At 58.0% G+C, this 22,621-nt stretch carries 20 protein-coding genes; 13 read left to right on the top strand and 7 right to left on the bottom strand.

Going from position 1 to position 22,621, the window contains the following annotated elements; translation table 11 throughout:
- Positions 1-156 precede the first annotated feature (156 nt).
- From AC1RN6_RS02720 to mdtD, 5 genes are all read left to right on the top strand, one after another.
- The gene (locus tag AC1RN6_RS02720) at positions 157-1,200 is read left to right on the top strand and encodes an ABC transporter substrate-binding protein (RefSeq protein ID WP_493002851.1); all 1,044 of its coding nucleotides are present in this window, start codon (positions 157-159) and stop codon (positions 1,198-1,200) included.
- 64 nt (positions 1,201-1,264) lie between these two features.
- A complete protein-coding gene (locus AC1RN6_RS02715) occupies positions 1,265-2,278 on the top strand; it encodes an ABC transporter substrate-binding protein (RefSeq protein WP_493002848.1) in 1,014 nt (337 codons plus the stop codon).
- A 146-nt stretch (positions 2,279-2,424) separates the two neighbouring features.
- Positions 2,425-3,246, top strand: a complete 822-nt coding sequence (locus AC1RN6_RS02710; protein WP_493002847.1) for an ABC transporter ATP-binding protein — start codon at positions 2,425-2,427, stop codon at positions 3,244-3,246.
- Between the two features lie 72 nt (positions 3,247-3,318).
- Positions 3,319-4,173: an ABC transporter permease gene (locus tag AC1RN6_RS02705; protein WP_493002845.1), complete on the top strand. Its 855-nt coding sequence runs from the start codon at positions 3,319-3,321 to the stop codon at positions 4,171-4,173.
- A gap of 91 nt (positions 4,174-4,264) precedes the next feature.
- Complete coding sequence (mdtD, locus tag AC1RN6_RS02700; protein WP_493002844.1) at positions 4,265-5,632, top strand: multidrug transporter subunit MdtD; 1,368 nt, start codon at positions 4,265-4,267, stop codon at positions 5,630-5,632.
- Positions 5,633-5,657: 25 nt separating this feature from the next.
- Here the strand turns inward: mdtD and AC1RN6_RS02695 are convergent, their stop codons facing one another.
- Positions 5,658-6,344 carry a Fe2+-dependent dioxygenase gene (locus tag AC1RN6_RS02695; protein WP_493002843.1) on the bottom strand — a complete coding sequence of 229 codons (687 nt, stop codon included), beginning with the start codon at positions 6,342-6,344 and terminating at the stop codon, positions 5,658-5,660.
- Between the two features lie 24 nt (positions 6,345-6,368).
- On the bottom strand, positions 6,369-8,591 hold the full coding sequence (locus tag AC1RN6_RS02690; RefSeq protein ID WP_493002841.1) for a TonB-dependent receptor: 2,223 nt from the start codon (positions 8,589-8,591) through the stop codon (positions 6,369-6,371).
- 357 nt (positions 8,592-8,948) lie between these two features.
- On the opposite strand from AC1RN6_RS02690, the gene AC1RN6_RS02685 reads away from it, so the two are divergent.
- The 5 genes from AC1RN6_RS02685 (at position 8,949) to AC1RN6_RS02665 (ending at position 12,723) form a co-directional block, all read left to right on the top strand.
- Entirely contained in the window at positions 8,949-9,617 is a 669-nt protein-coding gene (locus tag AC1RN6_RS02685; RefSeq protein ID WP_007880395.1) for a response regulator transcription factor, read from the top strand.
- A 44-nt stretch (positions 9,618-9,661) separates the two neighbouring features.
- On the top strand, positions 9,662-11,035 hold the full coding sequence (locus tag AC1RN6_RS02680; RefSeq protein WP_493002839.1) for a sensor histidine kinase: 1,374 nt from the start codon (positions 9,662-9,664) through the stop codon (positions 11,033-11,035).
- A gap of 66 nt (positions 11,036-11,101) precedes the next feature.
- A complete protein-coding gene (locus AC1RN6_RS02675; RefSeq protein WP_493002838.1) occupies positions 11,102-11,362 on the top strand; it encodes a hypothetical protein in 261 nt (86 codons plus the stop codon).
- Positions 11,362-11,832 (top strand): SecDF P1 head subdomain-containing protein, encoded by a 471-nt coding sequence (locus tag AC1RN6_RS02670; protein ID WP_493002837.1) that lies wholly within the window; start codon positions 11,362-11,364, stop codon positions 11,830-11,832. Before AC1RN6_RS02675 ends, AC1RN6_RS02670 begins: the two co-directional genes overlap by 1 nt.
- A 240-nt stretch (positions 11,833-12,072) precedes the next feature.
- Positions 12,073-12,723, top strand: a complete 651-nt coding sequence (locus tag AC1RN6_RS02665) for a DUF1345 domain-containing protein (RefSeq protein ID WP_493002836.1) — start codon at positions 12,073-12,075, stop codon at positions 12,721-12,723.
- A 77-nt stretch (positions 12,724-12,800) separates the two neighbouring features.
- On the opposite strand, the gene mgtA is transcribed toward AC1RN6_RS02665, so the two are convergent.
- Positions 12,801-15,563: a magnesium-translocating P-type ATPase gene (mgtA, locus tag AC1RN6_RS02660; protein WP_493002833.1), complete on the bottom strand. Its 2,763-nt coding sequence runs from the start codon at positions 15,561-15,563 to the stop codon at positions 12,801-12,803.
- Between the two features lie 778 nt (positions 15,564-16,341).
- Between mgtA and AC1RN6_RS02655 the strand changes: the two genes are divergently transcribed.
- Complete coding sequence (locus AC1RN6_RS02655; RefSeq protein WP_007880411.1) at positions 16,342-16,524, top strand: hypothetical protein; 183 nt, start codon at positions 16,342-16,344, stop codon at positions 16,522-16,524.
- A gap of 185 nt (positions 16,525-16,709) precedes the next feature.
- Here the strand turns inward: AC1RN6_RS02655 and AC1RN6_RS02650 are convergent, their stop codons facing one another.
- The gene (locus AC1RN6_RS02650) at positions 16,710-17,855 is read right to left on the bottom strand and encodes a diguanylate cyclase (protein WP_493002832.1); all 1,146 of its coding nucleotides are present in this window, start codon (positions 17,853-17,855) and stop codon (positions 16,710-16,712) included.
- Positions 17,856-18,073: 218 nt separating this feature from the next.
- Here AC1RN6_RS02650 and dacB point away from each other — a divergent pair, with 218 nt between their 5' ends.
- The gene (dacB, locus tag AC1RN6_RS02645) at positions 18,074-19,507 is read left to right on the top strand and encodes a D-alanyl-D-alanine carboxypeptidase/D-alanyl-D-alanine endopeptidase (protein ID WP_493002831.1); all 1,434 of its coding nucleotides are present in this window, start codon (positions 18,074-18,076) and stop codon (positions 19,505-19,507) included.
- Positions 19,508-19,581: 74 nt separating this feature from the next.
- Here the strand turns inward: dacB and AC1RN6_RS02640 are convergent, their stop codons facing one another.
- The 3 genes from AC1RN6_RS02640 to AC1RN6_RS02630 are packed head-to-tail and all read right to left on the bottom strand — an operon-like array spanning position 19,582 to position 21,540.
- A complete protein-coding gene (locus tag AC1RN6_RS02640) occupies positions 19,582-20,082 on the bottom strand; it encodes a TPM domain-containing protein (protein ID WP_493002830.1) in 501 nt (166 codons plus the stop codon).
- Entirely contained in the window at positions 20,082-20,930 is an 849-nt protein-coding gene (locus tag AC1RN6_RS02635; RefSeq protein WP_493002828.1) for a TPM domain-containing protein, read from the bottom strand. Before AC1RN6_RS02635 ends, AC1RN6_RS02640 begins: the two co-directional genes overlap by 1 nt.
- Positions 20,931-20,946: 16 nt before the next feature.
- Positions 20,947-21,540: a LemA family protein gene (locus AC1RN6_RS02630; RefSeq protein ID WP_493002826.1), complete on the bottom strand. Its 594-nt coding sequence runs from the start codon at positions 21,538-21,540 to the stop codon at positions 20,947-20,949.
- Between the two features lie 163 nt (positions 21,541-21,703).
- Here AC1RN6_RS02630 and pyrF point away from each other — a divergent pair, with 163 nt between their 5' ends.
- A complete protein-coding gene (gene pyrF / locus AC1RN6_RS02625) occupies positions 21,704-22,522 on the top strand; it encodes an orotidine-5'-phosphate decarboxylase (protein ID WP_493002825.1) in 819 nt (272 codons plus the stop codon).
- The last annotated feature ends 99 nt before the right edge of the window (positions 22,523-22,621 follow it).

The following is a 22,621-nucleotide window of genomic DNA, read 5'->3' as shown; positions in this document are numbered from 1 at the left end:
TATATTTTTGTTGCACTGCGGGGAAGAAACAGCAAATTTGGAAAGCTGGATGAAGGTTTGCAGTTCTTAGAATACCGACCAGTATATTAATAATAAGTTGAGTTAGCTGAGCAGGTATCAATCTGCCGGTCTTTTTTCTCACCAGGAGACATCATAATGCGTCAACGCTTCAATGTGTTTGCCAACGTCTTTACCCGCGGTACCGGTATATCTGCAGCCATCGCGGCTGCTCTGCTGGTCAATGTAGCCGCAGTGCCGACAGCGCAGGCTGCGGACAAGATCACCATCATGGTCGGCGGCATCAACAAGCTGATCTACCTCCCTCCCAAGTTGGCGGAAAACCTCGGGTACTTCAAGGCGGAAGGCCTGGACGTCGAACTGCAGTCGCAGCAAGCCGGTGTCGACGCCGAGAATGAGCTGCTGGCAGGTGCGGTACAGGCGGTGGTCGGCTACTACGATCACTCCATCGATCTGCAGAGCAAGGGCAAGGAAGTGCAGTCCATTACTCAATTGCTGGTAGTGCCGGGCGGCATGGAGATGGTCCGCAGCGACCTGGCGTCTCAGATCCGCAGCATGGCCGATCTCAAGGGCCGTACGCTTGGCGTGACGGGACTGGGTTCTTCTTCCAGCTTCCTGGCGCAATACCTGGCCAGCCGCAACGGACTCAAGACCAGTGACTATTCGATGTTGCCGGTTGGCGCAGGCAATACCCTGATCGCCGCGCTCAAACAAAAACGGGTGGATGTCGTCTGGACCACCGAGCCGACCACTTCGATGCTGCTGGCCAGCGGCGAAGCCAAGGTGCTGGTCGACATGAATAGCGCCGCCGGCACGCGTGCTGCGCTGGGCGGCCTGTATCCGGCGTCGGCAGTGTATGTACAGCGCGCATGGCTGCAGAGTCATAAAACCGAAGCCGCCAAACTGGCGCGCGCCTTCGTCAACACGCTGAAGTACATCCAGACCCACAGCGCGGAAGAGATCGCCGACAAGATGCCAGCCGACTATTACGGCGGCAACAAGAAACTGTACGTACAGGCATTGAAGGCTTCCCTGCCGATGTATTCGCCTGATGGCAAAATGCCGCCGGAAGGCGCCGAGGTGGTGCTCAAGGTAATGGCTGCATTCAATCCGAACATCAAGGGCAAGAAGATCGATTTGTCGAAGACCTACACCAACGAATTCGTCGATCAGGTGAAGTAAGTCCGACAAGAATACCGACAACGCTGCCGACAAGATTTTTATCGCATACCAACAAGGAGACTTCATGAACAAGAATATTCGTCGCACACTGATTTCACTGGCTGTCGCCGGCGCCACCATGATGGCTCTGCCAGGCACGGCGTCGGCCGCAGGCAAGATCACCATCATGGTCGGCGGCATCACCAAGATGGTTTACCTGCCCGCCAAACTTGCCGAGCAACTGGGTTACTTCAAGGAAGAAGGTTTGGACGTCGAGCTGCAATCGCAGCCGGCCGGCGTCGATGCCGAAAATGAGTTGCTGGCAGGTGCAGTGCAGGCCGTGGTCGGTTTCTACGATCACTCCATCGACCTGCAAAGCAAGGGCAAGGAAATCACTGCCATCGTGATCTTCGGCCAGGTGCCGGGCGAAGTGGAACTGGTCTCGACCAAAGCTTCCGCCTCGATCAAGAGCATGGCTGACGTCAAGGGCAAGACACTGGGTGTGACCGGTCTGGGTTCGTCGACCAACTTCCTGACGCAATACCTGGCGTCGCGTCACGGCATCACGTCGAAAGAGTATTCCGTGCTGCCGGTCGGCGCCGACAACACCTTCATCGCCGCGATGAAGCAGGGCCGCATCGACGCCGGCATGACAACCGAGCCGACCGTATCGCAAATGCTCAAGACCGGTGAAGCCAAGGTGCTGGTCGACATGCGTTCGGTAGACGGTACCGTCAAGGCGCTGGGTGGTTTGTATCCGGCGTCCAGCCTGTACGTGCAGCGCAACTGGCTGAACGGCCACAAGGATGACGCCGCCAAGCTGGCGCGTGCTTTCGTCAAGACGCTGAAGTTCATCAAGACTCATAGCGCCACCGAGATCGCCGACAAGATGCCGAAGGACTACTACGGCAACAACAAGGCGCTGTACGTCCAGGCGCTGGAAAACTCGCTGCCGATGTACTCGGCCGACGGCAAGATGCCGGTTGGCGGTCCTGAAACAGTGCTGTCGGTGCTGTCCGGCTTCAACCCGAACGTCAAGGGCAAGCACATCGATTTGTCCAAGACCTATACCAACGAGTTTGTGAATCTGGTCAAGTAACCGGCTTGAGCAAGATTTAGAACAACTGTTTCGACAATGATGCGAATCGACGTATCCGTTCAGCAGGACGGATACGCCGGGTTCGTTCGCTCGCAGCACGCAGCAATTCCGCAGCAATTGACGTTATTACGATGAAAGAATCCTCCATGAACCAAACTGCCACCGCCAAGCCAGCTGCAGCAGCAAAACTCGATACGCCGGCCATCGAGCTGGATAACGTGTCGTGCCGCTTCATCACTGCCGACGGCAATGTCACCGTCGCCTTGCGCGATTTTTCGATGAGCGTCGCCCGCGGTGAGTTCGTCGCCGTGGTCGGGCCGACCGGTTGCGGCAAGTCCACCACGCTGAGCCTGATTACCGGCCTGCTGAAACCGACCATCGGCGAAGTGCGCGTGATGGGTGAGCCTGTCAACGGCATCGACCCGCGTATCGGTTTCGTGTTCCAGAACGACGCCGTATTCCCATGGCGCAGCGTGCGCGACAACGTCGCCGCCGGCCCGCTGTTCCGTGGCAAGCCGAAGGAACAGGCCTATGAACTGGCCAACGAATGGATCCGCCGCGTCGGGCTCGACAAGTTCGGCGACCACTATCCGCACCAACTGTCAGGCGGTATGCGCAAGCGTGTGGCGCTGGCGCAAACCTTCATCAACAGCCCCGAAATTCTGCTGATGGACGAGCCGTTCAGCGCGCTCGACATGCAGACGCGCACGCTGATGCAAGATGAGCTGCTGCAACTGTGGTCGGCGCATTCCGGCTCGGTGGTGTTCGTCACCCACGATCTGGAAGAAGCGATTGCACTGGCCGACAAGGTCTATGTGCTGACCGCGCGTCCGGCGACCTTGAAGAGCACTTATGAAATCGATCTGCCGCGTCCGCGCGTGATGGAAGAGGTGCGCTATGAGCAGCGCTTCATCGATATCTCCAGAAAAATCTGGTCTGATCTGCGCGAAGAAGTGCAGATCAAATAAGCGTCTCAGGCATCTGATATCACGGCACCTTCTGCTTCTTACACCACACCAACGACAACACAGGTGAGTAACATGACACAAGTAAATACAAGCCGGGCGATGAGCCCGGAGGCAATCGCGGAAGTCGAGCGCGAAGCGCAACGCAAGATCAAACAGCGCTACTGGCTAGTAATTTCACTGCGGATCGCCATTCTGATCATTATCCTCGGCGGCTGGGAATTGTCCGCTACCATGCAATGGATCGATCCTTTCTTCTTCTCGCAGCCGTCGCTGATCGTGATCCAGATTTATGACTGGATCATGGAAGGCACTTCGCAAGGCCCGTTGTGGGTGCAAGTCATGGTGACGCTGGAAGAGACCGTGCTGGGCTTCCTCATCGGTTCGGTGGCAGGCATCATCGCCGGCATCGCATTGGGCCGCAACAAGCTGCTGTCGGATGTGTTCAGCCTGTACATCCAGATCGCCAACTCGATTCCGCGTGTGGTGCTGGGTTCGATCTTCGTGATCGCACTGGGCCTCGGCATGGCGTCCAAGGTGGCGCTGGCGGTGGTGATGGTGTTCTTCGTGGTGTTCGGCAATGCCTTCCAGGGCGTGCGTGAAGCCGACCGCTACATGATCGCCAATGCACAGATCCTCGGCGCATCGCGTCGCCAGGTGACGACTGCGGTGGTGATTCCATCGGCGCTGAGCTGGATTCTGGCGAGCTTGCATGTGAGCTTCGGCTTCGCGCTGGTCGGCGCCGTGGTGGGCGAATTCCTCGGCTCCAAGCAAGGCATCGGTCTGCTGATCTCCACAGCACAAGGCGCATTTAACGCCAGCGGCGTATTTGCGGCGATGATTGTGCTGGCAGTGGTGGCGCTGTTGGCGGACTACCTGCTGACATCGCTGGAAAAGCGCTTGCTGAAATGGCGCCCTGCCGCATTCTGATTGTGTCTTTCCGGGCCTGCCGACAATAAATCTCCGGATTGTCTTCGGATTGTCGTGCAGGCCCCGGGCAGGGACGATAAAATTCTCCTCCATGCCTCTCACTTCTTCCCGTTCTCAAAAAGCCCTTTTGTGGATCGTCGCATCGGGCTTTTTCATGCAGACGCTGGACACTACCATCGTCAACACCGCATTGCCGTCCATGGCCGCCAGTCTCGGCGAGCCGGTGCTGGCGATGCACCCGGTGGTGGTTTCTTATACGCTGACCATGGCGTCGCTGACGCCGGCTTCCGGCTGGCTGGCGGACCGCTTCGGCACGCGCCGCGTTTATTTCCTCGCCATTCTGATTTTTGTGCTCGGCTCGTTGCTGTGCGCCAATGCCCATTCCTTGTCGCAGTTGCTGCTGGCGCGCGTGGTGCAGGGTGTCGGCGGTTCCATGCTGCTGCCGATCGGCCGCCTGGCGGTGCTGCGCAGCGTGCCGGGAGCGCAGTATATTTCGGCGCTGGCCTTCATTTCGATTGCGGGGCAGCTTGGTCCGGTGGTGGGGCCGGTGACAGGCGGATGGTTATCGCAGACGATAGGCTGGCACTGGATCTTTCTGATCAATGTGCCGGTCGGTGTGATCGGCATGTTTGCCGTGCATCGCTTTCTGCCGGCGGAAGAAATTACGTCGCCGCCACGTTTCGACATGCTTGGCTGTGCGCTGCTGTCGACCTGCATGGTGACGTTTTCGCTGGCGCTGGATGTGCCGATGAACGAGCATCGCGAAGCGTGGAGCGCAGGCTTGTTTGCCTTGTCTGCATTGACGGTGTGGCTGTATGTCGCGCATGCGCGCCGCGATGAGCAACCTTTGTTCCGGCTGGGATTGTTCAATGAACCCAATTTCAGTGTCGGCCTGATCGGGAACCTCGTGTGCCGCATCGGTTCATCGGCCGTGCCTTTCCTGTTGCCGTTGCTGTTGCAGGTCAAGCTCGGCTTCTCGCCTTTGCATGCAGGACTGGTGCTGCTCCCTGCGGCGATTGCCGGTACCATCGCCAAGCCATGGATCGCGCCGCTGGTGCGCCGCTTCGGGTATGAAAACTTCTTGCTGGTGAATACGATTCTGGTCGGCGCGGCGATCGTCTCGTTCGCTCTGATTACGCCGACGTGGCCGATCTGGGTCGGCATCGTGCAACTGGCGATTTTCGGCGTGTGCAACTCGATGCAGTTCGCAGCGATGAATAGCGTCACGCTCAAGGGACTCAACAGCAAGGATGCCGGCAGCGGCAACAGCCTGTTCTCGATGGTGCAGATGCTGGCGCTCGGTTTGGGCGTCACCATTGCCGGTTCGATGCTGAGCGGGCTCGACGGCGTAGCGTGGGCGAGCGACTGGAGTTTTACGCTGACCTTCGTGTGCGTCGGTGTCGTGACGCTATTGTCGGCTTGGGTGTTTCGCCGGATGGATCCGCAGTATTTCAACTGAGTTCAACTGACCAGCGAGGCAGCGACTAGGTGTCGCTCCATTGGCGCAGCAGGTTGTGATAGCAGCCGACCAAGGTGCGCCGCGCCACTTCATCGGCATTGGTCTGGTTGAGCGTCTGGATGGCGTTGTCCATGTCGAACAGCATGCTGCGCTGGCCATCGTCGCGCACCAGGCTTTGCACCCAGAAAAAACAGGCAGTGCGTACACCGCGCGTGACCGGCGTCACCTGATGCAGGCTGGTGGCAGGGTAGACCAGCACGTCGCCGGCTTCCAGTTTGGCGCTATGCACGCCGTAGGTATCGTGGATTTGCAGCTCGCCGCCGTCGTAGTCGGACGGGTCTGACAAAAACAGCGTGGCGGAAATATCGGTACGCAGCTTGCGTCCGGTGTGCGGCTCGATGCGGACACTGCCGTCGACGTGTGCGCCGAAGGTCATGCCCTCGCTGTAGCGGTTGAACATCGGCGGATACACCATGTTCGGCAAGGCGGCGCTGATGAAACGGGGATTGCGTTCGAGTGCAGAGAGAATGATGCGCTGGCAATGCATTGCGATTTCCGAGCGCTCGTCGATTTGCTGGTTGTACTTGACCGGCGCACCTTGATAGCCCGCCGTCACACGGCCATCCACCCATGCCGGTCCCGCCTGATCCAAGAGTTGACGTATAGCGTTGAGTTGTTGCGCGTCGAGCAGCTTGGGAATGGCGATCAGCATGGATGGATTTCTTCCTACTTCAAATTACATACGATAGTTGACCGAGATCATGCCGGTACGACCGGTGCCGGGCACCGAGCGTCCGCCGTCGGACTGAATCAACGCATCGTAATACATTTTGTTGGTCAGGTTAAACAGGTTGAAACGGATATCGTATTGTTTTTGCGTGTAAGCGACGGTGGCGTCCCAGCGTGTGTAGCCGCCGACTTGTACCGTATCGGTGGCCGTGGCATAGCGTTGCGACATGTACGTCGCGCCGCCGCCGATTTGCCAGTGCGGCATAACGTCGTAAGTGGTCCAGGTCGTGAGCGTGTGCTTCGGCGTGTTGACAGGAATCTTGCCCAACGTGTTGTCCAGCGCAGAGGCGCTGATGACTTGCGCGTCCAGATAGGTATAGCCGGCAGCGACTTGCCACTGCTTGTTGATGCGGCCGGTGGCGCCTAAACGTGCGCCCTTGACGCGGACGGTGCCTTGCAGTTCATACACGCCGGTGCTGACCTGGCTGCGCGCGTTTTCCTTTTTGATCTGGAAGATCGCGGCATTGGTCGACAGGTTTTCCGCAAGATCCCATTTGCCGCCCAGCTCATACGACTTGTTTTTCTCTGGATCGAGATTGGTCTGGCCCGCAGTGCCGGTCAACTGCTCCAGCGACGGATTGAACGAGGTGCCGTAAGACAGGTAGTAAGACTGTGCTGCACTCGGCTGCCAGATACCACCAGCGCGAACGCTGAGGAAGTTGACGGTCTGATTGGCGCTGGCCAGCGCAGTATTTTTTGCAGCGGCCGGCGTATTGCTTGAGTTCAGCGAGTTGGTGATGCTGGCGACATAACGATCAAAACGCAGGCCGCCGACCAGCTTGAACTGTTTGCTCAGTTCCATCGTGTCGTTGAAATACGTCGCGATGGTGTTGGCGCTGCCGCCCTGACGGTTACCCGCCTGGCTGACGACGTTGGCGCCGGCAGCGCTATAGGTCGGACTGACGACGGAGATACAGTCTGCATAGCCGGTAGTCGGGGTGGTCGCGTCAGTCAGCGCAACGCCGTTGCAGGAACCGTTGCGGTAATAAGCCTGGTTGTCGTAACCATCATGGCCGACTTCCAGACCGACCAGCAATTCGTGTTTGATGCCCAGCGCATTGACCTTGGCAGATAGTTCGGTCTGGTTGTAGATCGAGTAATCCTGAATGTTGCGGTCATGGCTCTGTGCGCGAACGTACAGGCTCGACAGCGGCAGGTTGCTGGCGGCGCCGGTGAGGGCGGTATAGCCGGCACCCGATACGGTGCCGATGCCTTGCGGCGCCGTTTCGACCGCGTTGGTATGAACCCAGTTGAATTGGGTCTGATTACGGACGGTGACGTCCGGCGTGATCTTGTGCTTGATACCTGCATTCAACGACACCACGTCCTGATCGGTGCGATCGGTGTTAAGACCGTAGGAGGTATTGCGATCAACATTGACCGGATGGCCGTTCAGCGGCGGCAGGCCGTAGTCGGGTTGGTCATGGTTGTGCTGGATCAGCGCCGACAGCGTGACTTCTGTGGAGGTGCCGATGCCGTTGACATACGAGGCTGCAAGGCCGAAATCTTGCACATTGGTTTGATTGCGCGTTGATGCGGCGCCGTCTTGCACCATTGCCGAAATGCGGAAGGCTGAGGTGTCGGTCAGCGGATGATTGTGATCGACTGTTGTGCGCACCAGGCCATTGCTAGTAACGGAAGCGGAGACTTCGGCCGATTCCTTCAGGTTGGCTTTCTTGGTGACCTGATTGATCACGCCACCGGTTGAACCGCGGCCGAACAGCATGGAAGAAGGGCCCATCAGGACTTCAATTTCGTCCATGGCGAAGGTGTCGCGGTAGTACTGGCCGCGGTCGCGGAAACCGTCCAGATAGATATCGGTACGCGCCGAGAAGCCGTTCAGGTTGATATTGTTGCCGATCTGGCCACCTTCAGCGCCGCCCAGCGTGATGCCGGCGACATTGCGCAGAGCGTCGGACAGGGAGGTCGCGCCTTGCGACTGCATCAGTGCTTTGTTCACGACCACTACGGATTGCGGCACGTCATGCAGGTCGGCCGGCAGTTTGGTGATGGCGGTAGTGCCTGCGTTGAAATCATCGCGCTGGCCTTCGACCACGACTTCCTTCAGGGAAGAGGATGGGGCGGCAGGGGAAGTCTGTTGTGCATGCAGGGAGATGGGGGCGGCAAACAGCGCGACAAGCGCGGCAGCGATCGGCGTGAGACGGTTCATGTGGTCGTTATCGTTAGGTTAGTCACAGAATGGAGTGGCTGGCTACGACGGACAAATTCCCGTTTGGCTGGCTAAAATGCATCTGGAAACGAGAGCAGCTTCATCATTTGGAGATGATTTCGATTCTCATTTCGCATCAGTGAGCGCTAGACTAAAGCGCTGTCCTTTCGAAGCACTGACGATAAGCTGACTATTTGCTGACTGTCGTCAAAATGGCACAAATAAAGCACCGCCTATCCGATAGAGTGACAATGTAGGCATGCCGCAGAGCGCTACAATACGGAGCCTTGCCGGTTTCGGGCAGGGGATGATTTCTTGCTGCACATTGCAGTTTTACCCTCAATCTGGTCCTGATATATGAATGTTCTGCTGGTGGAAGATGACCTGGTCTTGGCGGACGGTCTGTCGCGCATGCTCAAATCGCATGGCCTGAGCGTCAACACGGTCAATAACGGCACCGACGCCGATGCCTTGTTGCAACGGTATACGGCTACGGTGCTGGTGCTCGATATTGGCTTGCCGGGGCTGGACGGTTTTGAAGTCGTGCGCCGCCTGCGCGCCCGCGGCAGCAATATGCCGGTGCTGCTGCTGACCGCGCGCGACACGATTCCAGACCGCGTGCACGGCCTGGAGCTGGGCGCCGACGATTATCTGGTCAAGCCTTTCGCGACACCTGAACTGGTCGCGCGCATCAAGGCGCTGATCCGCCGCAGTAGCCCGCAGCCGACGCAACTCACCATCGGCGGTCTGTCGCTCGACACCTCCTCCAAGCGCGCCACCATTGACGGCAAGAAGGTCGATTTCTCGGTGCGTGAATGGACGGTGCTGGAATACCTCATGCAGCAAGCTTCGCGCGTAGTGTCGAAGCAGCAGATCATCGACGCCGTCCTGCCATGGGGCGAAGACGTGACGCTCAATGCGGTGGAAGTGTATGTCTCGCGCATTCGCACCAAGACGGCAGGTTCCGGCGTAGCGATTCGCACCATCCGCGGCTTTGGCTACATGCTGGAAAAAAGCGACGCCTGATTTTGATGCGCCGGTCGTCTGCCTCCAATCCGACCCGCAAGGTCATGCGTCACAGCATCAAATTCAATCTGTTGAAATGGCTGATTGCGCCTCTGCTTGCGGTCAATCTGATCGGCGCCGGCCTGACCTACTGGCTGGCGTGGCTGCCGGCGCAAGACGCCTTTGACCAGAGTATTACCGACGCCGCCTGGGCCTTGACCTCGCAGATCAAGCGCGTGCGCGGCAAGACTTCTCTGGAGCTGACCAAGCAAGCCGAACAGATGCTGCGCTCGGATCATTTCGACACCATGTACTTCGTGGTGCGCGACGCCAACGGCGAAACGCTGGCCGGCGATCACAATTTTCCTGCGGTCAATCAGATTGCCGAAGCCAATGAGCCGGTGACTTACGATGGCGTCATGAATGGTGAACAGGTCCGGATTGCCGCCTTGTATGTCAGTATCGAACGCACGCCCATCTACATCGGCATTGCGGAGACCTTCCGCAAGCGCAACCAGACCCACTACGTCATCCTGATTTCGCTGCTGCTGCTCGACGGCGTGCTGACGGCGTTCTCCATCGTCATCGTGCTGGTGGCGGTCAACAAGGGACTGCATCCGCTGCGCGAACTGCAACAGAATCTCGACCAACGCAATCGCGACAATCTGACGCCGATTGACGTTGAGCAGACTACGGAAGAACTGACGCCGGTGGTCAGGGCGATCAACAGCCTGCTCGACAACATTCGCAAGGGAGCCACGGCGCAGCAGAATTTCCTGGCCAATGTGGCGCATCAGATCCGCACGCCGCTGACCGGTTTGCGCCTGCAGCTGGAGTGGCTGCAGCAGCGTCACGCGGCCGAGCCGGAAACGGCGCATTCGACCGAGTTGATGACCTCGTCGGTGGAGCGCATGGTGCGTCAGAGCAATCAGTTGCTGGCGCTGGCGCGCGCTGAACCGAGCCGCTTCAAGCCGACGCATCTGGAAGAACTTTCGCTGGACAAACTGGTGGAAGAATCGGTGCAGCATTTCATCGAACAGGCCGACAAGAAACAGATCGACCTCGGCTTCGATCTGCAGCCGGCGCGCGTGAAGGGCGACCGCTTCATGTTGCGCGACCTGATCGACAACCTGGTCGACAACGCCGTACGTTATTCGCCGCCGCAGAGTACTGTGACCGTCAGTTGCCGCGAGCACGAAGATGCGACGCTGCTGACTGTCGAAGATTCCGGCCCAGGCATTGCGCCGGAACATCGCGAACTGATCTTCGATCGATTTTATCGTGTCAATGACAAGATATCCGGCAGCGGTCTCGGCCTGGCCATCGTGCGCGACATCGCCAAGGATCATGGCGGTGAGATCACACTGACATCGGGCGATGAAGACTGCGGCACAGTGTTTACGGTGCGCTTTCCGCACGGCGTTAAAGTAGACGCATAGCGGTTTCTACGCACATCTCGTTTTTCATCTTCCTTGTTTGAAGGAATTATCTCGAACCAGTTCGAGATGCCTCTGTCCAATCCCTGTATCGACATTGATGGAGGTTTTATGACGGAGCAAGTACTACAAAGCGGTACACATATCGCGCGTTTTGATGCGGTAAAAAAAGACGATGACGTTTTTGAAGCACAAGTCTTCGTGCGCCTCACGCGCGAACCTGAAATCGCCGAAACCTATATCCCCGCTGGTTTGTTCGGTACCCTGCAGGAAGCGCTGGATAATGCCAGGCAACGCGCCGAGCGGGCATTGAAGGAGCATGAGTTCTGATGGTATTTGTTTCTCATGCGAAAAAAGTTGTCGCCGCATCCATCCTGTGCGCCGGTCTTGCCGCCTGCGCAACAGGTTATTCGCAATCCACCCGGTTTGAAATTCATGCCGCCAGCCTGACGGAAAGTCCGGATTGGCAAAAAGCCAACTTGCTTGATGATCCCGGCACCACGGTATATGTCGCGCCGGAAGTGTTGCTGGACAATTCCGACGTGGCGCTGGCCAATGCCAAGAAAGACCTCGGCGGGCAAGTCCTGATCATCATCCAGATGACGCCTGCCGGCACCATCCGGATGGGCTCGGCCTCCCGCGTGCTGCTACGGCAGCGCATGGCGGTAATGATCAACGGAGAAGTGCTGACAGCGCCGGTGGTATCGGCGCCGCTCAGCGGCAATCGCTTCGCCATCACCGGCTTCAAATCGTTTGAAGAAGCGCAACAGGTGGCCGAAGGCATCGCGCCAAGAAGATAAGCATAGGATCCTGATGCAATTCTTCGTCATTGACTTGGACGGTCTGTCGTCCTGACGAAAGTCAGGACCCAGGGTCGTATCAACCGTAGCCACGGCACTGGGTCCCAGCGTTCGCCGGGACGACGGCAACAAATGTGAAGAATTTTGGGCTACGGTATTTGCGTCGAATGCAGTGTCCCCATAAGAAGTTTGCTCCACAGTCATGGTAAGGTGACAGCAACTCAACTACTCGTTTCCACCATGTCCGTAGCCCGTCACATTGTTCAGGTTCATCCGCGTCTGCTGGTTGCCGTTGTCATCGGCGTATTGGGATTTCTGTTGTGGCCCGCGGGCGAAACCACCACTCGTTTGCTGGTCGGGTGGAACGCCGGGGTCTTGTGCTATCTGCTGTCGATCTGGTTCATGATGCTGGGCGCCAAAGCAGCCGACGTCAAACGTCTGGCCGAGACTGAAGACGAGAGCGCGCAACTGGTGCTGGTCATGGTGTGCGTTGCGGCCATCGCCAGCCTTGCCGCCATCATCGTTGAACTGGCCGGCGCATCGCATCTGGGCGAGCACAAGCTGCTGCGCTATGCCTTCACCGGCGGCACCGTGCTGGGATCCTGGTTTTTGATCGGCACCATGTTCACCTTGCACTATGCGCGGCTCTTCTATGGCGAAGACGATGATGCCGAACCGCCTCTGCGTTTTGCCGACGGCGAAAAAAATCCCGATTACTGGGACTTCCTCTACTTCTCTTTCACCATCAGCGTCGCGGTGCAGACCTCCGACGTGTGTGTCGGGACGCGCTCCTTGCGCAAGACCGTGCTGGCGCATTCAGTGATCGGCTTTCTCTTCAATGCGGCGATTCTGGGGCTGTCGATCAATATCGCGGCGAGCCTGACCAGCTGATCGAAAGCATCGCACACAAAGTAAAAAGGGATGTGTTTGCACACATCCCTTTTTTACATCCTCAACTACTTAGTAATTTATTGCCAGCCGTAGCGGTTGGTATACCACTTCTTCATCAGCTGGATCAGCGCGCCGTAAGCGATCAGGATTGCCAGCAGCCACGGGAAGTAGCTCAGCGGCAGTGCCTGCAACTTGAAGTAGCTGGCCAGCGGCGACATTGGCAGGATGATGCCGATACACATGATGATCAGCGTCATGCCCATCAGCGGCCACGAAGCGCGGCTCTGGATGAACGGAATGCGCTTGGTGCGGATCATGTGAACGATCAGCGTCTGCGACAACAAGCCTTCGATGAACCAGCCCGATTGGAACAGGGTTTGATGGTCCGGTGAATTGGCGCCGAACACGAACCACATCAGGGCGAAGGTGCTGATGTCGAAGATCGAGCTGATCGGACCGAAGAACACCATGAAGCGGCCGATTTCACCCGGATTCCAGCGTTGCGGCTTCTCAAGGAATTCCTTGTCGACATTGTCGAACGGGATGGAAATCTGCGAGACGTCGTACAGCAGGTTCTGCACCAGCAGATGCAAAGGCAGCATCGGCAGGAAGGGCAGGAAGGCGCTCGCCACCAACACCGAGAAGACATTGCCGAAGTTGGAACTGGCCGTCATCTTGATGTACTTGAGCATGTTGGCGAAGGTCTTGCGGCCTTCCAGCACGCCTTCTTCCAGCACCATGAGGCTCTTTTCCAGCAGGATCAGATCGGCGGCTTCCTTGGCGATATCGACCGCGGTGTCGACCGAAATTCCGATGTCGGCGGCGCGCAATGCCGGCGCATCGTTAATGCCGTCGCCCATGAAGCCGACCACGTGGCCCTTGTCGTGCAGCACGCGCACGATGCGTTCCTTGTGGGTCGGGCTGAGTTTGGCGAAGACGGTGGTCTTCTCGACGGCGACAGACAGCTCTTCGTCGCTCATTTTTTCCACGTGCGAACCGAGCAGCATGCCTTCGACTTCGAGGCCCACTTCGCGGCAGATCTTGGCAGTCACCAGCTCGTTGTCGCCGGTCAGGATCTTGACGGTGACACCGTGTTCGCGCAGTGCAGCCAGCGCAGGTTCGGTCGATTCCTTCGGCGGATCGAGGAAGGCGATGTAACCGATCAGCACCAGATCCGATTCGTCGGCGACGCTGTAGGTTTCCTTGGTCGGCGGCAGGTCCTTGGCGGCTACCGCCACCACACGCAGACCTTCGGAATTCAGGCTGGCGGTGGTTTCCTTGATCTCGGCAAGCAGTTCCGGCGTGAACGGCACGATCTCGCCGTTGTTGCGTGCATGGGTACAGATCGAGACGATTTCTTCGACGGCGCCTTTGCAGATCAGCTCATGGTGATCTTCACGTTCGCTGACCACGACTGACATGCGGCGGCGCTGGAAGTCGAACGGGATTTCATCGACCTTGCGATAGGCCGAGGCGATCGACATTTCGCGTTGCAGTTCGGCGTGTTCCAGAACCGCGACGTCGAGCAGGTTCTTCAGGCCGGTCTGGTAGAAACTGTTCAGATAGGCGTATTGCAGCACTTCGTCGTTCGGCTCGCCGAGGATGCCGGTGTGACGTTCGAGGAAAATCTTGTCCTGCGTCAGCGTACCGGTCTTGTCGGTGCACAGTACATCCATCGCACCGAAGTTCTGGATCGCATCCAGGCGCTTGACGATGACCTTCTTGCGCGACAACGCGACAGCACCTTTGGCCAGCGTCGAAGTGACGATCATCGGCAGCATTTCCGGCGTCAGGCCGACCGCAATCGACAGGCCGAACAGGAAGGCTTCAACCCAGTCGCCCTTGGTGAAGCCGTTGATGAAGAACACGATCGGCGTCATCACCAGCATGAAGCGGATCAGCAGCCAGCTGACCTTGTTCACGCCCGACTGGAATGCAGTCGGTGTGCGATCGGTGGCAGTGACGCGCTCGGCCAGCGCGCCGAAATAAGTGCGTTTGCCGGTGGTCAGGACCACGGCGGTGGCCGAGCCGCTGACCACGTTGGTGCCCATGAAGCAGAGGTTGTCCAGTTCCAGCGGGTTGCTGGCGTCGACGCCGCGATGCTCGGCGAATTTTTCCACCGGCAGCGATTCGCCGGTCATGGCGGCCTGGCTGATAAACAGGTCTTTGGCCGACAGCAGGCGCAGGTCGGCCGGAATCATGTCGCCGGCAGACAGCTGCACGATGTCGCCCGGCACCAGCTTCTTGATCGGCAACTCGATGCGCTTGGCGCCCTTGGGATGCAGGGTGACGTCGAAGTAGCGTTGTGCTTCTTCAGCGATGTCGGCGACGATGTCATGGCGGATCACGGTCGCGGTGTTGCTGACCATTTCCTTGAGCTTGTCGGCGGCGGTGTTGGAACGCGACTCCTGCACGAAGCGCATCAGCGTCGACACGACCACCATGGTGCCGATCACGATGGCGGCCTTCATGTCTTCGGTGTAGTACGACACGGCGGCGAGTACCGTCAGCAGCAGGTTGAACGGGTTCTTGTAGCAGTGCCACAGATGGACCCACCAGGTCAGCGGCTTTTCGTGCTCGACTTCGTTCGGGCCGACTTCGGCGCGGATGGCGTCGGCTTCTTGCTCGGTCAGGCCGTCGGCGCGGGAGCCCAGGCTCTTCAGCAATTCCGGCAGTTCGGTCTGGGAGGCGCTCACCAGGCTTTGCGCTACGGTTTGCGGGACTTCCTTGGTGGTCGGCGAGCTGCGGAACATGTCCACGCCGAGACGGCGGAAATGGCGATCCATGCCGCGTGCACGGATGAAGCTAGCGAAGGTTTCTTTCAACAGATCCAGATTCATGATGAAGCTCTTTTTCTTTGCAACAGTTTGCAGTACTGGGCCGGATAGCGCGCGGCAGTCCGGTTCGTGCAGTCATCGAAGGGGGAAAAATGAGAAAGCGTCAAACTGTAACGAATCCTCCTGACATATCGATGACAGCGGTGGCAGAGACGCCATTAATTCGGAAGTAAAGAGGGCATAAGGACTCCGCAGGTTAAGGTTGCGAAGCCGCTTTCGTCGACATCTGTTCTGCTGACGGCATGGACCGTCCACACCATACCAGCGAAGGTCGGTCATGAACGGATTCTTACCGGTAGGTGTGGTGTTGAAAAAACACGCACTGCCGGAAAAGAGCTGCGCCACGGGATCGGCAACGACGCGAACGCCAATTGCCGCGCCCGCAAGGAGGCGCGTCAGTCTGTGTTGTCTGGTGGTAAGGACATGCGCCTGAAGCGGCGGATGCCGGATGCCATCATCTGCTCATGCAAGATGACGGCAGGGAGAAGTCCTGCGTTATCTTGCCGAGGCGAGCCGGGTAATTTCCCGGCAACAACTATCACTCGAACAAGTGCCCATGAAAGGGACTCCATAAAATAAGAACGGGCGGATTCTACCCCCGGGCTTTCGGCATGGTCAAGGCCATTTAACAACAATCAGAGATGGCGGATCGGTTCAGGCACCGGTTCAAATGGCGCGCCGGTTGTGCACTGCGGGACGTGCCGCCTCGAAACTGCCCTTGTTTTATGCAGCAAGCGGCCTATACTCAAATCATAAAGAAAACATGTAGGAGACAAAAATCATGCCGAATATCGTCACCAATAATCTCATGTTCTTTTTGCCGATGGCGTTTGCCGGGTTGGTGTTATTCGGTGAAGTGCCGGTAGCGTCGAAATTTGTGAGGACGGTATTGCGTGGAATCGGTGCCCTAGGTGGAGCACTGATTGCGCTTTTAGTGCTGGAGGTACTGCCAGTGCTAATTTAACGAGCTTTCTTGCTCGTTCGCTGCGGATCAATATCCGATTCTGTGGCGGTGGCTGGAACGCCGGAGGGAGTGCGCATTTGTATAAATCGACTCCAGAGACTCGTCGGGCGTTCCACCTTTGATTGCGAGGCCGTTGCGTCTTCCCCTAAGATGACGCGGCGGCCTTTTTATTTGTGAAATGAGTTTTAGCTGCCTTCCACCACCAGGCAATCGCGCCCGCGATCCTTAGCCTGATACATCGCATGATCGGCGCGTTGCAGCCACGAATAGTGGGCCTCCATATCGCTGTGAAAACTCACCAGTCCCGCGCTGATGGTGCACCCCCACAACATGTTCTCCGCGTTGCGATGCTGGCGTACCTGCGCGATCAGGCGGGCGGCGAGCGTCTCCGCTTCGCGCAGGCTGATATCTTGCAGAATGACGACGAACTCTTCGCCACCGTAGCGGCCGATGAGGTCATTCGCGCGCAGGTTCTCTTTCAGCAGCTGCGCAAAATTCTTCAGCACTTCATCACCGACCAGATGGCCGTGCGTGTCGTTGATATTTTTGAAGTGATCGATGTCGAGCAGCAGCAGACATGAGCTGCGTTTTTTTTCGTGACAGATACCGAATTCTTCGATCAGCAAGGACTCCCAGTAACGCCGGTTGAGCAGGCCAGTGAGGCCGTCTTGCTGGCTGACGGTTTCAAATTCGCGTGAACGTTCCGCCAGTTTTTTTGACATGTCGTAGGTTGATTTACCCAGCGCCAGCGGATAGAGCGCAAGCATCGGCAGACAGGCGACGACGGTGTACAAATCAGCCTCCGGCGCAAACCGGAACTCAAGCAACAGCAGGCCGATCAGCGCGCCGAAGACGCTGCCCAGCAAGCCGCGCAGAAACAGCCTGGTGCCGCCGGCGGCGATGTTGTCCATCGACAGCATGGCGAGGATGACCGCGCTTGGCACCAGACTGCCGTGCATTGCAATGATCCAGAAGCCGCCGAATCCGGTGTCGGCGACCAGGTTCATACGTTCTGCGCGATAAGGGATCTTGCTGTTGAGCGCCACGCGATAGGCCACATGCGGCCAGATGTAGCCGTGGAATATCAACAGGGCCCAAAGCGGCCAGCCGACCGGGTTTTGCAGGAAAGCAGCGGCGACGCAGAAAAAACCGATCGACAAGCCAATGACGCGCAGCATGTAGATGCGTTTGACGAAACGCACACCTTTGCCGATGAGTTCTTCCGGCGAGGGGGAGTCGCCGAAAGCGCGCTGCGCCCGTTTGAACGAAAAAAACGATGCCGTTCGCGCACGCGATTTATCGCTTCGGGAACGAGGTCTGGGCGAGGGCATGGTGAGCAAGGGTCTCGGCGGCAATAGAGTAATCAAGGGCAGGGTGCAGACAGTGCCACGGCGTAACAAATAATGAAGCTGTTACGTAACTTGCGTTGAACCAATATAGCTAGGTTACAACATAAGTCGACGGTTCACCAGAATGGGGCGATGGAATGTACACATAAATACGCGCAAGGACAGACTTATAATGCCGATTCCTCTCTGATTGGCGTGTTATGCAGATTTTTAAAGAATTCCGGACCCTGGCATTTGTCATCACAACTGTTTGCAGCGTAGCAACGATCTCTCCCGCGACCGCGCAGGAACTGCCGCTGGTCATGAACGCGGCGCTTAAGCAGGCGAAAATTCCCACTAAAAATGTCGGCGTCTTTGTTCAGGAAGTCGATGCTGCACGCCCCGTGCTGGCCTATAACGCTGCGGCGCCGTTCAACCCGGCATCGGTGATGAAGCTGATTACCACCGACGCGGCGCTGGAGTTGCTGGGCCCCACCTTCAACTGGAAGACGCAGGCCTATGTCGAGGGCGCACTCAGCGGCGGCGTGCTGACCGGCGACCTTAGCATCAAAGGCAGCGGCGACCCCAAGCTGGTGATGGAAAATTTCTGGATGTTCCTGCGCCAGATCCGCGCCAAGGGCGTGCGTGACATTCGCGGCAATGTGGTGCTGGATCGCAGTGTGTTTGAGGATAACGTCTACGATCCTGCGCAGTTCGACGGCGATCCGCAAAAGCCGTATAACGTCGGCCCGGATGCCTTGCTGCTGAACTACAAAACCATCGCTTTGCGCTTTTTGCCGGATGAAGTGACGGGCCAAGTCAACGTGACGATGGAACCGCCGCTGGCCGGCTATACCCTGACGGCGCCGCGGTTGTCGAAGGAAACGATCTGCGGTGACTGGCAAGGCAAGCTGCAAGCCGACGCAGGCGCCAGTGCCGCGGCGTTCAATGGCAGCTATCCTGCTGTTTGCGGTGAAAAGGTCTGGTATATCCATCCTTACCGCATGAACTCAACTCAATATTTTGGCGGCGTGCTGCGCCAGATGTGGACTGAACTTGGCGGCACGATCTCCGGCAAGATCGTGCCGGGCAACGTGGCGCCTGTCGCGCGTCTGTTCGCAGAATGGCAATCGCCGGCCTTGCCGGAAGTCATCCGCGACATCAATAAATACAGCAACAACGTAATGGCGCGCCAGCTTTTGCTGACCATCGGTGCGCAAGCATCGCAAGCGCCCGGCAGCACCCAACGCGGTGCGAGCGCGATCCGCAACTGGTTGTCCGGCAAAGGCATCGGCGCCGATGAACTGGTGATTGAGAACGGCGCAGGCCTGTCGCGCAATGAACGCGTAGCGCCGAACACGCTGGGCCAGGTGTTGGTGGCGGCGTTTCATTCACCGGTGATGCCGGAATATGTCGCGTCGCTGCCGCTGGTCGGCTACGACGGCACCATGCGCAAGCGCTTGCGCAGCGAAAGCGTGGCGGGGCAGGCACACATCAAGACCGGCTCGCTCAATGACGTGCGTTCGGTTGCCGGCTTCGTGCAGGCGGCATCGGGAAAAATGTACGTCGTGGTGTGCCTGATCAATCACCCCAACGCACCATTCGGCCAGGCTGCGCAGGATGCCTTGCTGCAGTGGGTGTTTGAGAAGGGTTGATGTAGTGTGCAGTGATCTGTCCGGCCGCCCTCATGCGCAAGGGAAGAGGGCGGCAGTTTTTACGGCCATGTTTTTCAGAGTATCAATGGCCGGTCAGGCAGTTGATTCTTGTACTTGTCCTGATTGGGGAAATGTTCGCCAAGCAAGTCGTTGAGTTGAGCCAAAGCTTGCAGCAGGCTGTCATGATAATTTTTACTTGCAAAGCCATTGGTCATGGTCATGCACACTGCATGCCAGTCGTCGCGCTTGAGTGCCTTGCCGACGGTGCGATCGGGCAGGATCTCGACCTTGTGATCGGCGACATTGATGTAGATCAGGACGCCGCAATTCTCTTCCGTATCCCATATCCGATAGTGTGAAAACAACTCGTGCGCACGGGCGCGTGAAGACTCGCCACGCAACACGGCTGTCAGCGGCAAAGCTGCTTCGACAATGAGACGGATTTCAGCACGATGCTGTTTTTCGCCGGCGGCGATGCCGGCTTGAACAGCCTGTAAGGTAGCGCGCGGAAACAAACTTCGCGCCTGATTGCGTGTGGCGAAGACATGCTTGAGCAGGCGATTGAATTTAGCCATTACCAGTCTCCCGAGGCGCCGCCGCCGTCAAAACTGCCGCCGCCACCCGAAAGTCCACCGCCTGAGCCGCCGCTCGAACCGCCGCCAAAACCTCCTCCGCTGCCAAAGCCGCCGCTACGGCCGCCACGGCTCTGGACGGCATCGCTCAGAATGCTGCCGATGATGACGCCTGCCGTGTGTCCCCAGTCGTTGTTGTTGAGGCTGTTGCGAGGGCGGCGCCGTACGAACAGCAGCACGCCGAAAAAAACCGCCAGAAAAACGACGATGACAATCAATCCCAGCCAGCCGTTATCTTCGTCCGCCGCGGCTTGTTTGCTTTTCTCCGCCGCCGGCAACTGTTCTTCGTCCAGCAAGCTGGTCAGTGCAGATACGCCTGCTGCGAGCCCGCCGTAATAATCGTTCTGACGGAAGTGCGGGGCGATGACGTCCTCCAATATGCGTTTCGATTTCGCATCCGTGAGGCTGCCTTGCACACCGCGTCCGGCTTCGATGCGCAGGCGGCGCAAGGCTTTGGTATTGTCTTTGGCAACGATCAGGATGACGCCGTCGTCGATGCCTTTGCGGCCGAGCTTCCAGGCATCGGCGACGCGGATGCCGTATTGCTCGATGGCCTCCGGCGCAGTGCTGGAAATCAGGAGGACGGCGATCTGGCTGCCGGTGCGTGTTTCATATTCAGCGAGCACCTGATCCAGCGCGCGGCGTTGCTGTTCCTCCAGCATGTGCGCCTGGTCGATCACATGCGAACTCAGCGCCGGAACGGCGACAAAATCCTGCGCGCCGGCAAGTTGCAGAAAACCGGCAAGCAGGATGCTCAGAAAGAACGCCGGAAGGGCGCGAAAAGACGGCATAGGGAAACTTACTTGCTTACTTGCCGAAGTTGACGGCAGGCGCAGTGGAAATGGCCTTTTCGTTTTCAACGGTGAAGGACGGCTTGACCGGATAGCTGAAGATCTTGGCGGTGATGTTGGTCGGGAAGCTGCGCGCCAGCACGTTGTATTCCTGAACCGAGGCGATGTAGCGCTGGCGGGCTACGGTGATGCGGTTTTCGGTGCCTTCCAGTTGCGATTGCAGATCACGAAAGCCGGTGTCGGCCTTGAGCTGAGGATAGTTTTCCGACACTGCCATCAGGCGCGACAAGGCTGACGACAACTGGCCCTGGACTTGCTGGAATTTGTTGAAGGCTTCGGGATTGTTCAATACTTCCGGTGTGATCTGGAAACTGGTGGCGGCGGCGCGCGCCTTGGTCACGGCTTCCAGCGTGTCTTTCTCGTGCGCGGCATAGCCCTTGACGGTATTGACGAGATTAGGAATCAGGTCGGCGCGGCGCTGGTATTGATTGACGACTTCACTCCAGGCGGCCTTGGTGGCTTCGTCCTTGGCCTGGAAGTCGTTGTAGCCGCAGCTGCTCAGGGTCAATACGGAAGCGGCGATAGCCAGCCATGCGAACCATTTTTTCATTGTATTTCTCTCGAAAATTAACACATTCGCTACTGTGATCAGTCCTTCGAAGGACGTCAAGCACTGCCGTCAAATTGCGCAAGAGGAGGCGTCAAATACCGGGTTTTCGGCGCGGTCGCGTTACAATGTCGCATCTTTGCATACTAAAGTACTAAGGTTTCCTGTGACATTTATCGAAAAATTATCCGCTGCGTGGAAGGCCAACAATTCTCTGCTGTGCGTCGGTCTGGACCCGGATATCACGAAATTTCCGGCGGAATGGAAGAACCAGCCGGACGCGATTCTGGCGTTCTGCAAGGGCATCATTGACGCCACCGCTGACGTGGCGTGTTCGTTCAAGCCGCAGATTGCTTACTTCGCCGCCTTGCGCGCTGAAGACCAACTGGAAGAAATCTGCAGCTATATCCGCACCCGTTATCCGCATATCCCTATCGTATTGGATGCCAAACGCGGCGACATCGGCGCTACCGCCGAGCAATATGCGCGCGAAGCCTTTGAACGCTACGGCGCACATGCGGTGACGGTGAGCCCGTACATGGGATTCGATTCGGTGGCGCCGTATCTGGAGTGGAAGGATCGCGGCGCCATCGTGTTGTGCCGCACCTCCAATGCAGGCGGTTCCGATCTGCAATTTCTGAATGTCGACGGCGTGCCGCTGTATCAGCATGTGGCGCGTCTGGTAGCGGACAAGTGGAACACCAACGGTCAGTGCGGCCTGGTGGTCGGCGCGACTTTCCCGGAAGAACTGGCGCAGGTGCGCAGCATCATTGGCGACATGCCTTTGCTGGTGCCGGGAGTCGGCGCGCAGGGCGGCGATGTGGCTGCGACCGTCAAGTCCGGCAAAACAGCCGACGGCGCAGGCATGATGATCAATTCCTCGCGTGCGATCCTGTATGCAAAACCGGAAGACGGCGAAGACTACGCAGCCGCGGCACGCCGCGTGGCGCTGGAAACGCGTGATGCGATCAATCAGTATCGTTGAGATGTACCGCCTAAACCGCTAAGCGTCATCAAGAGACAAAAGAGCCGCTACGATCAGTCAGGTCGTAGCGGCTCTTTTTACGTCCGGCATGTGCATGCG

The organism is Herbaspirillum sp. GW822-FHT03A08 (genome assembly GCF_058801885.1).
The sequence above is the reverse complement of the archived record's forward strand: the minus strand, read 5'-3'. Positions and strand labels throughout refer to the sequence as shown.

What these genes read in the sequence shown, in the direction of transcription:
- AC1RN6_RS02705 (WP_493002845.1), top strand. Translation starts at nt 3,319, where the DNA reads ATGACACAAGTAAATACAAGCCGGGCGATGAGCCCGGAGGCAATCGCG.
- dacB (WP_493002831.1), top strand. Translation starts at nt 18,074, where the DNA reads ATGCAGATTTTTAAAGAATTCCGGACCCTGGCATTTGTCATCACAACT.
- AC1RN6_RS02685 (WP_007880395.1), top strand. Translation starts at nt 8,949, where the DNA reads ATGAATGTTCTGCTGGTGGAAGATGACCTGGTCTTGGCGGACGGTCTG.
- AC1RN6_RS02640 (WP_493002830.1), bottom strand. Translation starts at nt 20,082, where the DNA reads ATGGCTAAATTCAATCGCCTGCTCAAGCATGTCTTCGCCACACGCAAT.
- mdtD (WP_493002844.1), top strand. Translation starts at nt 4,265, where the DNA reads ATGCCTCTCACTTCTTCCCGTTCTCAAAAAGCCCTTTTGTGGATCGTC.
- AC1RN6_RS02675 (WP_493002838.1), top strand. Translation starts at nt 11,102, where the DNA reads ATGCCTCTGTCCAATCCCTGTATCGACATTGATGGAGGTTTTATGACG.
- AC1RN6_RS02690 (WP_493002841.1), bottom strand. Translation starts at nt 8,591, where the DNA reads ATGAACCGTCTCACGCCGATCGCTGCCGCGCTTGTCGCGCTGTTTGCC.
- AC1RN6_RS02650 (WP_493002832.1), bottom strand. Translation starts at nt 17,855, where the DNA reads ATGCCCTCGCCCAGACCTCGTTCCCGAAGCGATAAATCGCGTGCGCGA.
- AC1RN6_RS02670 (WP_493002837.1), top strand. Translation starts at nt 11,362, where the DNA reads ATGGTATTTGTTTCTCATGCGAAAAAAGTTGTCGCCGCATCCATCCTG.
- AC1RN6_RS02710 (WP_493002847.1), top strand. Translation starts at nt 2,425, where the DNA reads ATGAACCAAACTGCCACCGCCAAGCCAGCTGCAGCAGCAAAACTCGAT.
- AC1RN6_RS02680 (WP_493002839.1), top strand. Translation starts at nt 9,662, where the DNA reads ATGCGTCACAGCATCAAATTCAATCTGTTGAAATGGCTGATTGCGCCT.
- mgtA (WP_493002833.1), bottom strand. Translation starts at nt 15,563, where the DNA reads ATGAATCTGGATCTGTTGAAAGAAACCTTCGCTAGCTTCATCCGTGCA.
- AC1RN6_RS02630 (WP_493002826.1), bottom strand. Translation starts at nt 21,540, where the DNA reads ATGAAAAAATGGTTCGCATGGCTGGCTATCGCCGCTTCCGTATTGACC.
- AC1RN6_RS02715 (WP_493002848.1), top strand. Translation starts at nt 1,265, where the DNA reads ATGAACAAGAATATTCGTCGCACACTGATTTCACTGGCTGTCGCCGGC.
- AC1RN6_RS02635 (WP_493002828.1), bottom strand. Translation starts at nt 20,930, where the DNA reads ATGCCGTCTTTTCGCGCCCTTCCGGCGTTCTTTCTGAGCATCCTGCTT.
- AC1RN6_RS02720 (WP_493002851.1), top strand. Translation starts at nt 157, where the DNA reads ATGCGTCAACGCTTCAATGTGTTTGCCAACGTCTTTACCCGCGGTACC.
- AC1RN6_RS02655 (WP_007880411.1), top strand. Translation starts at nt 16,342, where the DNA reads ATGCCGAATATCGTCACCAATAATCTCATGTTCTTTTTGCCGATGGCG.
- AC1RN6_RS02665 (WP_493002836.1), top strand. Translation starts at nt 12,073, where the DNA reads ATGTCCGTAGCCCGTCACATTGTTCAGGTTCATCCGCGTCTGCTGGTT.
- AC1RN6_RS02695 (WP_493002843.1), bottom strand. Translation starts at nt 6,344, where the DNA reads ATGCTGATCGCCATTCCCAAGCTGCTCGACGCGCAACAACTCAACGCT.